Origin of the sequence: Duganella violaceipulchra (assembly GCF_019166075.1) — a bacterium.
GTDB lineage: Bacteria > Pseudomonadota > Gammaproteobacteria > Burkholderiales > Burkholderiaceae_D > Rugamonas > Rugamonas violaceipulchra.
In genome coordinates this window covers 1-12,387 of the sequence record NZ_JAHTGR010000009.1, presented here as the reverse complement: position 1 = coordinate 12,387, position 12,387 = coordinate 1, and the positions used below count along the sequence as shown (strand labels likewise).

Sequence of the window (12,387 nt, the reverse complement as noted above, 5' to 3'; positions counted from 1 at the left end):
CAACTAATCCAGCGGAAGATTCGCCTCGGGGTACAGGTTTGGAAAGAGCATGCCGAGCGAATCCAGGGGCAGCCCGAAGCGAACCGCGCCATACGCCGTGTCACTGACGAGCAAACCGTCGGCCAAGAGTTGCGACAACAGCGATCGGGCATTTCGCTCGCCAAGACCTGTCATCTGGGCGAACTCACCGCGAGCGACTGGGCCCAGTCCGAAAATATGAGTAAGCGGCAAAATTGCTTCGCGTCTGATGCCCTTGTCTTGCGTCGACCGGAAAATCACAAAGGCCTCAATGCGCTGCTTTATTCCATCCAGAGCGAGCATTTTCGACATGTACGTCACCTGGTCGTCGCACACGCCAAGGAAGTATTTGACCCACTCCAGCAGCCCTGACGCGCTGAGGTTTCCCCGGCCATCCAAATCCCCCCGGCGCGGAGAATCGGCGTTGTGTAGCGCCGCATAGTATGCTTCCGTCGATCTCGCGAATCCCCGACTCGGAGACCAAAGGCCTTCCGATAATTTCCAAAGGGAGCAATGGCTCTGAAGCCGCGTGGCCCTGCCGTTACCATCAAGGAAAGGATGTACCCAAGCCACACGATGGTGAGCACAGGCCATATTGATCAAGATACGCTCCCATCCCCGCGATGAACCGTAGACATCGTCCATCCGCTTGAGAAACGCCGGCAGAGACGCCCCAGTAGGAGGGATATGCCTGCCCACATGGACATCACGGGTCCGGACTTGACCGGGAATAATTACTTCGCCATCACCGGACAGCCGGTCGCCCGGTTCCAGTCGCTCATATAGGGCGCGATGTGCATCGGTCAGAAATGTGGACGTCAACGCGGAGCGATGTTCGACCAAGCCTTCCAATTCTTGTTCTGCGGCGATGTGCGCGAGTGCGATCCGCTGCAACCGGGCCTCCTCCGGCTTCTGGGAAAAATCGTTTTGCAGTGCCCTCTCGATATTGCGTGGATGGGTGCTCTGCCCTTCTATTCGATTGCTATAGAAGGAATTCATTTTTCTGACCAACTCGCGCAGTGTGGCCCGCGTTGTTTCATGCGCGGCAGACGCCAATTTCACTGATCCCAAGACCACGCTCTCGCCCAGCGCGCCAACTTCGTCCAGTTGGCGCTCGGTTAACAAGAGAGGCTCAAATTGGTGTGGTGAGTCGTACATTTCTGCCGCTTTTTTTGCCGTTTTTATAGAATCCCAAGTCATTGATTGTACAAGCTATTTTTGCAAAATTGTGCATTCTTTTCAAAGACGTTCTGCCGCTTTGATTGCCGGTCGCTTGCAGCTCGCTGGTTTACGACGGTGTCATAACATGACGAACCCGCTTGCGCCGGTAGGCGCCGTAGCCGACATGGCAAAGCCAGTACACCAACAAGGCCAGGATCAGCAGCGCCGGCGCATTCAGCGCCCCCGAATCCCGCACCGCCTTCGGAAAGACCTGTTGCTGCCCCAGGAACAGCGAATTGGCCGCAATGAAAAAGGCGACGGTCATGCGCCACAGATGACGGGCCACGCGCGTCGCGCCGGTGACGCCGCGGTTCAGTATCAATCTCAGATCGCCCACCGCTGCCACGCTGCCGACGATCACGAATAAGACAAAGGCAGCGCCAGGCTGGCCGTCCAGCTTGCCTGTCGTGCTCTGCCCGGCCAGCCAGAAAAAATAGGTGCCGGCAATGGTAATGCCCATCGAAGTCAAAAGCACACCATAGTCGAAGCGCCCGACCTGACCGGCCTTGCGCTTGACCGCCGTCCACGAGGTTAAAACCAGGTAGAAGGTCAACACGCCGGCGACTACCGAAGCGCGCTCGGGAGTCGGCAGGAACGGCGCCACGCAGGCTCCAATCCCGGACATCATCATCATCGCCACGACAAAGATTTTTCCAGCCAGGCGGTGCAGCTCGGAACCTTTGCGGAACACGAAGGCGGCCACGCCGGACAGCAGGCCCACGCTGCCGGCGCCGATGTGCAGGTACAAGACCGCCGCAGCGGCAACGTGAACCAGGACAGAACTGCCGGGATCAACATACAGTATGGTCATTTTCAATAACTCCGAAGTAACGTGGATAGCGCGAAAAAGTTTATGGCAGCTGCCGCTCGAAGAAGGCCCAGATCATGGCCGGCCCGTTGGGCTCCATCGGCGACGGTCCCAACAGGCGCGGGCGGCGCGCATACGGCTGCGGCAGGCCGTGGCCGCCGCCATGGATGGTCACCAGCTCGACCTCGCTCTTGCCGTCGTTGTGCCAGCGGGCCTGCTCGACACTGACGCCCTCTGCCGCTGGTGTCAGGCTGATCTGAGGCGCACCAACAAGCTGGCTGCGATCCGCGAAATATTGCGCCGATGCCTGCGAGGAAATGACCTGCCCCCCCTTGTAGAACAGCCCCAACAGGTTGATCTCGCCGCCTGCGTACGGCACCAGTGGATCCTTGGTGCCGTTCATGATCATCACTGGCGTGGTCTGCGCCACAGGTTTGCATTGGAAATTCTGCGCCGCCGGCAGATTGGCGATCACCGCGGCCACCGCGCGGTAACGGCTCGGTTGCTCCAGCGCCAGGCGTATCCCCATCGAGCCGCCGTTCGACACCCCGGCAGCAAACACACGCGTCGGATCGAGTCCGATTTCGCCGACCAGCTTGTCGACCAGGGTGCCCAGGAAGCCCACGTCGTCGGCACTGACGCCGTTCACCTTGGTGTCACCGATCGAACTGCAGTCATTCCAGTCGAAGGCGTAAGACTTCGGGTACACAACGGCGAAGCCATGCTGGTCGGCCAGGCGTTCGAAGCTATAACCGGTGCCGACGCGAATTTGCTGGATGCCTTCTCCGGAACCATGCATCACCACCACCAGGGGCGCGCCTTTGGGCAAGCCCTTGGGCACATAAGTCCGGTAGCTACGCTTCAGGCCGGCTACTTCGATGGAACCCTGGCTGAGGGTGCCGGACAGCTGCGGCTTCTCGGGATCGGGGGTATAGACGAAATAGCCGAGCAGACCGGCCAGCACAGCCACCAGGGCGAGCAGGCCCAACAGGGTGAACATCAGGAACCGCAGAACTTTTTTCATGGTATGGATCTCGTTGTTGCGAAAACGTCCACCTTACCAGCATGACCCAGCCGGGACTAGCCACAAGTGACCGGCTACGCCACCGCCAGCACGAACCACGCCCCAGCACGACGAACGACGCCAGCGCCCGCAAATCGACCCGCAGAGCCGCTCATCCCGCCAAGCCGTGGCTCAATACCCGCGCGCCGTCGTTCGTCCGAAACGCCGATTGGGTGGGGCGGCGGCGCAATACCATGGGTTGTCCTGGCGAGATCTGAGCCGCACCGTTCCGCATCTCGCTTCCTCAACCGCCTGTCTTAAGACTACGCCGACCATGAAAACTCAACGCATTCGTCCACGCAACCTCCTTTCGATCGTCACCCTTGCGCTGTTGACCGGCATGGGCACAGCCCAGGCTGCCATCTTCAAGGATGCGCAGTTTGAGTCGCTGCAAGACGCCGGCAACTACATCGAACTGGAGCGGCAAGCGCAAGCCCGTCTGAAGGCCGATGCCGGCGATGCCGAGGCCAGCGCGGCCTTGTCCCTGGCGCTGACCTTCGCCGACGCCGGTGACGCGAAACGGCTGGAAGCCGGCGCCAAGCAGGCCAAACGCTGCATCGAACAGCATCCGACGGCGGCGGTGTGCCATCTGGCGACGGCGCAGAACCTGGGCATGCAGATGCTCAGCATGGGGATGTTCAAGGCCATGCGCATGCTCGACACCCTGAAAGAGTCCTGGAGCCGCACGCTGGAACTGGCCCCCGACAGTTTCGTGGCCCGCGTGCAATTGGCCAAGCTCTATCTGACGGTGCCCGGCATGATGGGCGGCAGCGTCTCCAAGGCCAAGGAGCTGGAGGCCGCCGTGCACGCCAGTCAACCTGAAACGGCGCGCATCATCCGGGTCAACATCGCCGCCGAAGCCAAGCAATGGGGTGCGATGGAGGCCGAGTTGGCTGCGCTCAAACCGGGCAAGGATGCCGCCATGCGGGAGGAAATTCGCGACGCCACCATGCAGCTGGCACAGGTCTTCCTGGCGGACGGCAAAGACCTTGCCAAGGCCAAGAGCCTGTACGCGAACCTGCTGCGCGACCAGCCCGACCACGCCGCCGGCTACTACGGGCTGGGCCGGGTCCATATCAAGATGGGCCAAGCGGACGAGGCGATTCGCAACTTTGAGCGCGCCAAGACCATGGCCGACGCCGACGAGTATCCGATCGAGCACCGCCTGGGCGACGCCTATCTGGCCAAAGGCGACAAGGCGCAGGCCAAGGCAGCGTATGAACGCTTCATCGCCAACAAACGCTCCAACCCGGCCAATCTCGACGACGCCCGCAAGAGCCTGGCCAAACTCGGCTGAACGTATTCAAGTTTCAAGGCGGCCTCGACGAGGCCTGACAAATTCATCCACTGAAAGCGAACTCATATGAACCACGACGACCTCCCACTCTGGCGCTTGAACCTGCTGCGCGCCTTCTATTTGCTGGTGACGCTGGGGCTGGCACTCAGCTTCGGCCCGTTGATGCTGCAGCACAGCGACCTCTGGGCGCAGCGCAAGGGCGAAACCGCGGCGCTGTTGAGCGGCTTGGCGATCCTCTGTCTGTGGGGGCTGCGCTATCCGCTGCAAATGCTGCCGCTGCTGATCTTCGAACTGGTCTGGAAAACGATCTGGCTGCTGGCCATCGCCTTGCCGCTGTGGCTGGGCGGGGCCATGACGCCGGCCGTGGAAGAGACCGCCTTTGCCTGCCTGCTGGGTATCGTGCTGACGCCGCTGGTACTGCCATGGCGCCATATCGCGCAGCACTACTTCGCCAAGCCGGCGCAGCGTTGGCGCTAAGCCGCTGCGGCCCTTCGACCCTACATCCATCGAGTATCATATGGACATGCCATCCGACCAATCCGCCCGCTTCAACGATCCCGCCGCGCCGGCCAACTGGCGCGCCATGTTTGGCTGGCGCCGCCTGCGCACCGTCGCCATCCTCTGTACGCTGATCATCCTGCTGTTCAGCTTTGGCTGGAAGGCCGGCCTGTCCGTTCTGGTGACCAGGATATTCTGCGTCGGCCTGGCCTTGCTGCTGGTGTTCGGCCTGTTCGAACAATGGCCGCGCCGCCTGCCCAAGTGGATGGCCCGCTGGGTCCTGCAAGTGGCGGCGGTCGGCGTGACGGTGCCGATCACCATGTTCATCGCCTACATGTGGAGTACCGCGCCGGGCGCGCCGATGTTCTGGAACGAGCCGGACCGGCTGGAAGGCTTCGTGACCTTCACTTTGCTGGGCATGCTGCTCGCGCCCTGGACCGCGCTGACGGCCCTGCTGCGCCAGCGCGAAGCGACGGTGGAAGAACAGGCCGTCGGCTTCGAGCTGGAGCGCAGCGAGATGGCGCGGGCCGCGCTCGATGCCCGCATGCGCCTGCTTACCGCCCAGGTGCAGCCGCATTTCCTGTTCAACACCCTGGCCAATGTACAGGCCTTGGTGGAGGCCGGCTCGCCGCGCGCGCCGCAGCTGCTGCAAAGCCTGACGGCCTATCTGCGCGCCGCCGTGCCCCGGCTCGACGGCTCGACCAACACGCTCGGCCAGGAGCTGGAACTGGTGCGCGCCTATCTGGAACTGATGCAGATGCGCATGCCCGACCGTCTCGCCTTCGCGCTGCACATAGGCAGCGGCGGGCATCTGCTGCACTGCCCGCCGATGACGCTGCTGACCCTGGTTGAGAATGCGGTCCAACATGGTATCGACCCGAGCGAGGAAGGCGGCCGTATCGATGTGCATGCCGAAGTGCTCGCCGCGGAAGGCGCCCCGCCGCGTTGCCGCCTGACCGTCATCGACACCGGCATCGGCCTGCAGGCGACCGGCCGGGGCCTCGGCACCGGCCTGGCGGCGCTGCGCGAGCGGCTGCTGTGGGCCTACCGGGGCAGCGCGACGCTCGAGCTGGTCGAAGTGGAGCCACATGGTGTACAAGTGACCATTGAATTCAATATCGAGACGACATGACCACTCCTATCAGCGCCCTGATCGCCGACGACGAACCGCTGCTGCGCGAGATTCTTGAAGCACGGCTGGCCGCCGCCTGGCCCGAATTGCACATCGTCGCGCAAGCGCGCAACGGCCGCCAGGCGATCGAACTGTTCGAGGAACATCTGCCGACGATCTGCTTTCTGGACATGCATATGCCGGGCCTGAACGGCATCGAAGTCGCACGGCACATCGGCAAGCGTTCGCATCTGGTGTTCGTCACCGCCTTCGACCAGTACGCGCTCGATGCTTTCGAACATGGCGTGCTGGACTACCTCGTCAAACCGGTCACCGCCGCCCGCCTGGCGGAAACGGTGGAACGCCTGAAAGCGCGCACCCAAACGGCGCAACCGGCGGTGCACACCGAGGCGCTGCTGGCGCAATTGGCCGAGCGCCTCAAGCTCGGCCAGCCCGAGGCGCTGCGCTGGTTGCGCGCGACCGTGGGCGGCTCCTTGCGGATGATACCGGTTGATGACATCGACTATCTGAAGAGCGATACCAAATACACCCTGGTCGCCTTCCGCGACGAAGGGCAGCCCGCCGAGGCGCTGATACGCATGCCGCTGAAGGACCTGATTGTGCAACTCGACCCGCAGCTGTTTGCGCAAGTCCACCGCTCGGTGGCGGTCAATCTGCGGGCGATACGCCGCGTCACCCGAGGCGAAAACGAGACCGCCGACATCGAGCTCAAGGGACGTAGCGAACGCCTGCCAGTCAGCCGCAGCTACTTGCAGTTCTTCAAAGAGATGTAGACCTGCACGCCATCAATAACGCCCATTCCACATCAGAAAACTCCCCTGACTAGCCATCGCCATGGTCCCCAAACATGCCAAGGCCAGCAGCACAGAGTGAAGCCGGCTCAGCAGCGATGCCTCACGATTGCGCCAACCTAACCACACAGTCCGGAACGCAATAACAGTGCCGCCCACCGCGAGCCACGCCAAGGCCTGAACCACACGCAAGAGTATGGCGCAGGTGGGCGAAGCAACGAACAGGGAGTCATTCAAGTAAGCCAGCAAAATGCCGCCGTACAAAACCCATGGCAGCAATGCCAGCAGCCCAGACAAGCGCAGGTGATTCCGAATCTTAAGCAGTGCCGGCGACAGAACGGCTGTTGGGCCGGAGCGCATGCGCAACACGACAGACAAAGGCCACGCCAGTACGCTTAGCAACACCGTAGCAATCGACAAAACCAGGATGGAAAGCATGACCAGCTTGTGCTGATGCCAGGAGACCTTTTGCATGATCTGCATCGGATCCCGGTTGCTGCTCATCTCCCAATCGCCTTGCGCATTCTTGAGGATGTAGCGGCGACGAAGCGGATTCGCGGCGCTTTGCCAAACGCCGGACTCCACCTCATGCCACTCGACAGGCTTGCCGTTCGATCCACGTACTGTGTCGATGACGAGTGTTCCGGGTTTCACCACGCGCACGATGTTTTGGTCAAGCAGCAGGAATGGCAAAGACAGCGGACTCGATTCAAACCGCCGAGTGGTGCGGTAGCTCCCCTGCATCTGCTCAGACTCGTCGCTCACGGCCTGATGCGGCGGCGCGGCCGCTGGTGACGGCGGCGGAAGATAGCGTTCGGCAAAGGACTTCAACAGGAGCTCGCGCATGCCCGGATTGGCTTCGGTGTTTTGCACGATGAACAAGCCAAGGCGCTGTTCGGGCAACAGATAGATGACCGAGTGAAAACCTGGAATGTCACCGGTATGTCCGATCAGCCGTTGCGCCACTTCGTCCATTTCGTAAAAACCCAGCGCTATCCCCGGCCCTGCGGGATGGTGGCGGAATTGGACGGTATGCATCTGCGCCAATGCGGCTGGCTTGAGCAACGGCGGCCCCGCTGCGGTCGGCTCGCCAAGGTGGGCCAGCATGAAACGCGCCATATCCATCGCAGTACTCGACAACGCTGCGGCGGGCGTTATTTGCGCCGTATCGAACGGGCGGGCAGGCCCGGTTTTGACGGCGTATCCTTTCGACAGCAGCGGCGCGAGGTCCGGCGGCAAAGGTTGCGCAAAGCTCGAATGGCGCATGCCTAGCGGCGCAAAAATATGGCGCCCGGTATAGGTCGCGAAAGATTCTCCCGACACTCGCTCCACGATGTAACCCGCCAGCGTCGTGCCATAGCTTGAATAGGCCGGTACCGTGCCGGGAACAAACAGACGCTTGGGCATTTGCCGCACGAGGTAGTCCCGCAGCGTAGTCAGTTTTTCAGGCTTGACCCACCTGTTTTCCACTGTATCTTCGAAGCCGGCTGTGTGCGTCATGAGATGGCGCATCGTGATCGGTTGAGCGAACGTCGCTGGAATGGGGAAATCCAGATAACGCGCGAGGTCGGCATCCAGATCGATCTTGCCCTGCTCCACCAATTGCGACACTGCGGTGTAAGTCACCAGCTTGGATAGCGATGCCATGCGGAACAGCGTGTCACCTGGCGAGACTGGGGTCCCAAGCCCAACGTCCGCATGACCGTAACCGCGCGCAAACAGCACCTCGCCATCTTTGACAACCACGATTGCGGCGCCGGCGACATCCGACTTCTTCATCTCGCGCGAAGCATGCTGATCGAAAAACGTGCCGATATCTTCCGCAGTCATCGTTGCACCTTGGGCAGTGGCAGGCCCGCCGCAGCCCAGGCCGATCACCACACTGAACGCTGCTCGAAGCAGGTACGCGCAAGCGCGGTTACAACCACTTAATAGCCTGCTCAAGCGACGACTCCAATCTCTCTCTTAGAACTGCGGAAATTAACATTTTAGCATCCACGCCAAGCTTCAATCCGACAACTTATCGTGCCCAGACGAACCAATTCGCGAGCGCCTCCTCCAGTCCTGCGACGCTGTTTTCTTCGCCGATCCAAGCAACGCAGCCATCGGGACGGATCAACGTCGATGGTCCGGTATCGACGCCGATGCAACGTACCCTTGGCGTGATGGCGCCAACCAGTCTGGACGCGCCGCCGTCGGCCGACGCGTCGAGCAAAACGCCCGCGCCATCCTGCATGAGTTCGTAGAGCGTGGCGCCGGCGATCGGCCGGTCGCCCACCAACCGTCCCACCTCATCCCATTCCGACCCAAGATCGTAGCGCGTGGCCAAGCCGCTGGTCATCGCGCCGATCAACCGGTTGACGTCGTCGCATTGCAGCAGATCCGCCATCAGTTCCCGCATCGCCCCCGCTTGCGGATCGGGCCGCATGATGGCGACCTGGGCCAAGGTGTTGGCCAGCACCGCTTGCGCGGCGGGCCGCCGTTCGGCCGTGTAGGTATCGAGCAGGCTGTCGGGCATCTCGCCCCGGATCACCGCCGCCAGCTTCCAGCCGAGGTTGGCCGCGTCCACCAGGCCGAGCCCCAGACCCTGTCCGCCGAACGGCGTGTGGACATGCGCCGCATCGCCGGCCAGCAGCACCCGACCTCGGCGGTAGGTGTCGACCAGCCGGGTATGGTCCGTCCATCGGCTGCCGCTTTCAAGCGCCCTCACCCGGACGTCGGCACCGCTGACGCGGCGGAGGACGGCTTCGACCTCCTGCCGCGTCAGCGGTGCCTGCCGGTCTTCAGGCGGTCCGCTGAAATCGAGCATGAGCAGTCGGCCAGGCGCCGGGCCGAAGGAAAACATGCCGCCCGATGTGCGGTGCCAGCCTAGCGGCAACAGGCGATCCGGATGGTCAATGTCGGCGACGGCCTGGTAAAAGGTCAGCGTCGGCGGCGTGCCGGGGAAGTCAAAGCCGGCCATCTTGCGGATGAGGCTGCGCCCGCCGTCGCAACCCACGAGGTAGGCGCAGCGCACACGGCCGTCGCGACCTGGCGCGGTCCACTCGACGTCGACGCCGTCCGCCTGCTGGACGAAACTGGCGACATCGCACGCGCGGCGCAGCTCGATGCCCAGCGCCTGCGCACGCTCGGCCAGCATGGCTTCCAGCGCCTGCTGATCCACTGGACGGGGACGCCGTTCCGGCTCTTTCTGCGCATCCTTGCGTATCAAGGACAGGCCGGCGAAATGGCCGCTGAACTTGGATGTCCGGCCGCGCAATACCGCTCCAGCCTGCTCAATCTCCGCGAAGCTGCGCGCCTCTGCGGCGGCGATCGCCTCGGCCATGCCGCGACGCATCAACGCTTCCACGCCCAGCGGTCCGATGCCAAATGCCTTCATCGCCATGCTCGGGGCGCCCAGGCGTTCCAGCACCAGGACGCGTGCGCCACCCAAGGTCAGTTCAATGGCGGTCAGCAGCCCCACCGGCCCGGCGCCCACCACGACCACATCCACTTGTTCAATCATATACTTAATCCCAATATGTACTCAGTATATGTAAACTATGCTATCATCCGCCACATGTCAATCCCAGTCGATCTTCGATCCCGCAAACGCCTCGCCACGCGACAAGGCATCTCCAATGCCGCCACGCGCCTGTTCCTCGAACGGGGCTTCGATCATGTGACCGTGGACGACATTGCGGCAGCGGCCGACGTCGGGCGGATGACGGTGTTCAACCACTTCCCCCGCAAAGAGGATATGTTCTTCGATCGCGACGAAGAAGCCCGCGAAATGCTGCGCCTGGCCTTGCGCGAGCGCGACCCGAATGTCGCTCCGATCGAGGCATTGCGCCGGCTCGCCCACCGGCTGGCCGAGGAGCAAAGCCCCTACACCAGATTTTCCGCAGCAAGCCAGGGCTTCATCGACACGATCGAAGGCAGCGCAACCCTCAAGGCGAGAGCCAGGGCGACCCGCGACGAGATAGCGCAGGTGGTGGCGGTGGCGCTGGCCGAATGCGCAGGACGGGAACCCGGTGATGCCGATGCCCAGTTGGCGGCCAGTCTGCTCTTGGCGACCTGGACCGTGGCCCTCGTCCAGGCTCACCGGACCTTCCGGCAAGGGCGCGATACCGGGCAAGCAAAATCCATCTTTCTCGCGGTCGTAGACAAAGGAAGCGTCAGCCTGCAAGTCGCCATGGCAGGCACTCCTTACGTCTGAGCGTCCGACGCTTGACGTTCGTCCCACTTTGCGTCGCCGCAGATCTCACGCACGATTTCAGCCATCACATGGTTTCATCGTGGCCGAAACAAATCATTAATACGGTTTATAACATTTCCATCAAGCGGGGCAATCGGCAGCTACGCCGCGAAGCCTGGGCGCATGGCGTCCATCACCGGCATCAGATGGGTGTCGTCGAGCCGGTGAAATTTATGAATTTCGATGAAATCGAAGCGCGCGTCCAGCAAGCTTGGCAAGGAAGGCAAATTGCCCACCTTGCCGACCAGCAGAAGAAACGCCCCGGCGACGTGAATCAGCCCTTGGCGTACCGACGACGACGGCGTACCGCAACGCCGACCACGCCCAGACCACCCAGCAGCATGGCATAGGTTTCCGGCTCCGGCACCGGCGGTGCCGCCAGCGGATTCAGCAGGACCACGGAACAACCGTTCCAAACACCTGTGCAAGCGGTTGCGACAATCTGGCCTTTGTCATTGATGCCACCCGCTGCAGTGAGAGTGACATTCAACGAAGGATCAACCAGACTGTTCAGGTCGAAAACCGAACCATTTTCATACAATGTGGCATGCGACATACCGTTGCTGAGTTCCGCTGCGCCCACCGCCCAGCCGCTCCTGTTAATGTCGTTGACGCTGCTGTGAATACGGCCGTCGGAGAAATCGTGCAACCCACCTAATTTCGTAAACTTGCCGTTAATTATGGCCCAGGCTGAGGTCACGTTGAGATAGTTTGGATCTTGTTCATTACCTGCAACGTTGCCGTTGCTGCTAATATTGCTGGGGATTATTGTCAGTGGGAAGGGCTTGTGATCAGCGATAGTTGTGAACACGCCATTGTTGCTGACGAATCCTTCCTGGACACTGTCTTGCCAAGGACTGAAGCTCACTGGATAAGTACCCACCACCACGCCGGCATTGTTGATTGCTGTCGCCGAGGAATAGGAGGCATTTTTCACGAGCATCGTGGTGGTTCCGTTGGCGAACATGGCGGCTTTGTGGTTAGCGGAGCCAACTACCACGCCGGAATTATTAATATCGTTAGCTTCCGTGCCATAGTCCAGGTAGCTGACGTTGCCGTGATCGTAAACATAGCCACGGCTGATAAGGTTGCCATGCGAGACGCTATAAACAGTACCTGCAATCACACCATTGTCATTAATGTTGCCAATATAGCCTGGAAGCGCGATGTTGCTTGTTATGCCACTGGCGGCGGTATCGAGTAGGGGGTGAAGTTGCCCTCACCGCCCTCTCACACCACCGTACATGCGGTTCCGCATACGGCGGTTCATTAAACAAACTGGAAACGCCGCTGAGTGTCCAGCAGCGAAACCAACCCTAATA

General features: G+C 61.5%; 12 protein-coding genes. 5 read left to right on the top strand and 7 right to left on the bottom strand.

Going from position 1 to position 12,387, the window contains the following annotated elements; all coding sequences use genetic code 11:
- Window positions 1-3 precede the first annotated feature (3 nt).
- From KVP70_RS17425 to KVP70_RS17415, 3 genes are all read right to left on the bottom strand, one after another.
- Complete coding sequence (locus tag KVP70_RS17425; RefSeq protein ID WP_229224898.1) at window positions 4-1,218, bottom strand: Fic family protein; 1,215 nt, start codon at window positions 1,216-1,218, stop codon at window positions 4-6.
- An 88-nt stretch (window positions 1,219-1,306) separates the two neighbouring features.
- The gene (locus KVP70_RS17420) at window positions 1,307-2,050 is read right to left on the bottom strand and encodes a DUF2306 domain-containing protein (RefSeq protein ID WP_217943483.1); all 744 of its coding nucleotides are present in this window, start codon (window positions 2,048-2,050) and stop codon (window positions 1,307-1,309) included.
- Window positions 2,051-2,090: 40 nt separating this feature from the next.
- Window positions 2,091-3,071 (bottom strand): CE1 family esterase, encoded by a 981-nt coding sequence (locus KVP70_RS17415; protein WP_217943482.1) that lies wholly within the window; start codon window positions 3,069-3,071, stop codon window positions 2,091-2,093.
- Window positions 3,072-3,384: 313 nt separating this feature from the next.
- Here KVP70_RS17415 and KVP70_RS17410 point away from each other — a divergent pair, with 313 nt between their 5' ends.
- From KVP70_RS17410 to KVP70_RS17395, 4 genes are all read left to right on the top strand, one after another.
- Entirely contained in the window at window positions 3,385-4,407 is a 1,023-nt protein-coding gene (locus KVP70_RS17410; RefSeq protein WP_217943481.1) for a tetratricopeptide repeat protein, read from the top strand.
- A 66-nt stretch (window positions 4,408-4,473) separates the two neighbouring features.
- Window positions 4,474-4,884 carry a hypothetical protein gene (locus KVP70_RS17405; RefSeq protein ID WP_217943480.1) on the top strand — a complete coding sequence of 137 codons (411 nt, stop codon included), beginning with the start codon at window positions 4,474-4,476 and terminating at the stop codon, window positions 4,882-4,884.
- A gap of 40 nt (window positions 4,885-4,924) precedes the next feature.
- Complete coding sequence (locus tag KVP70_RS17400; RefSeq protein ID WP_229224897.1) at window positions 4,925-6,037, top strand: sensor histidine kinase; 1,113 nt, start codon at window positions 4,925-4,927, stop codon at window positions 6,035-6,037.
- Window positions 6,034-6,810: a LytR/AlgR family response regulator transcription factor gene (locus tag KVP70_RS17395; RefSeq protein WP_217943479.1), complete on the top strand. Its 777-nt coding sequence runs from the start codon at window positions 6,034-6,036 to the stop codon at window positions 6,808-6,810. Before KVP70_RS17400 ends, KVP70_RS17395 begins: the two co-directional genes overlap by 4 nt.
- A 12-nt stretch (window positions 6,811-6,822) precedes the next feature.
- On the opposite strand, the gene KVP70_RS17390 is transcribed toward KVP70_RS17395, so the two are convergent.
- Both KVP70_RS17390 and KVP70_RS17385 read right to left on the bottom strand, forming a co-directional pair.
- Window positions 6,823-8,709, bottom strand: a complete 1,887-nt coding sequence (locus KVP70_RS17390; protein ID WP_217943478.1) for a serine hydrolase domain-containing protein — start codon at window positions 8,707-8,709, stop codon at window positions 6,823-6,825.
- A gap of 139 nt (window positions 8,710-8,848) precedes the next feature.
- A complete protein-coding gene (locus KVP70_RS17385) occupies window positions 8,849-10,333 on the bottom strand; it encodes an FAD-dependent monooxygenase (protein ID WP_229224896.1) in 1,485 nt (494 codons plus the stop codon).
- Window positions 10,334-10,387: 54 nt separating this feature from the next.
- Between KVP70_RS17385 and KVP70_RS17380 the strand changes: the two genes are divergently transcribed.
- Entirely contained in the window at window positions 10,388-11,026 is a 639-nt protein-coding gene (locus KVP70_RS17380) for a TetR/AcrR family transcriptional regulator (RefSeq protein ID WP_217943477.1), read from the top strand.
- Between the two features lie 140 nt (window positions 11,027-11,166).
- Here the strand turns inward: KVP70_RS17380 and KVP70_RS34665 are convergent, their stop codons facing one another.
- Both KVP70_RS34665 and KVP70_RS34350 read right to left on the bottom strand, forming a co-directional pair.
- On the bottom strand, window positions 11,167-11,292 hold the full coding sequence (locus tag KVP70_RS34665; protein WP_255575832.1) for a hypothetical protein: 126 nt from the start codon (window positions 11,290-11,292) through the stop codon (window positions 11,167-11,169).
- 47 nt (window positions 11,293-11,339) lie between these two features.
- Entirely contained in the window at window positions 11,340-12,191 is an 852-nt protein-coding gene (locus KVP70_RS34350; protein ID WP_262311715.1) for a PEPxxWA-CTERM sorting domain-containing protein, read from the bottom strand.
- Window positions 12,192-12,387 lie beyond the last annotated feature (196 nt).

What these genes read in the sequence shown, in the direction of transcription:
- KVP70_RS17425 (WP_229224898.1), bottom strand. Translation starts at nt 1,218, where the DNA reads ATGACTTGGGATTCTATAAAAACGGCAAAAAAAGCGGCAGAAATGTAC.
- KVP70_RS17420 (WP_217943483.1), bottom strand. Translation starts at nt 2,050, where the DNA reads ATGACCATACTGTATGTTGATCCCGGCAGTTCTGTCCTGGTTCACGTT.
- KVP70_RS17415 (WP_217943482.1), bottom strand. Translation starts at nt 3,071, where the DNA reads ATGAAAAAAGTTCTGCGGTTCCTGATGTTCACCCTGTTGGGCCTGCTC.
- KVP70_RS17410 (WP_217943481.1), top strand. Translation starts at nt 3,385, where the DNA reads ATGAAAACTCAACGCATTCGTCCACGCAACCTCCTTTCGATCGTCACC.
- KVP70_RS17405 (WP_217943480.1), top strand. Translation starts at nt 4,474, where the DNA reads ATGAACCACGACGACCTCCCACTCTGGCGCTTGAACCTGCTGCGCGCC.
- KVP70_RS17400 (WP_229224897.1), top strand. Translation starts at nt 4,925, where the DNA reads ATGGACATGCCATCCGACCAATCCGCCCGCTTCAACGATCCCGCCGCG.
- KVP70_RS17395 (WP_217943479.1), top strand. Translation starts at nt 6,034, where the DNA reads ATGACCACTCCTATCAGCGCCCTGATCGCCGACGACGAACCGCTGCTG.
- KVP70_RS17385 (WP_229224896.1), bottom strand. Translation starts at nt 10,333, where the DNA reads ATGATTGAACAAGTGGATGTGGTCGTGGTGGGCGCCGGGCCGGTGGGG.
- KVP70_RS17380 (WP_217943477.1), top strand. Translation starts at nt 10,388, where the DNA reads ATGTCAATCCCAGTCGATCTTCGATCCCGCAAACGCCTCGCCACGCGA.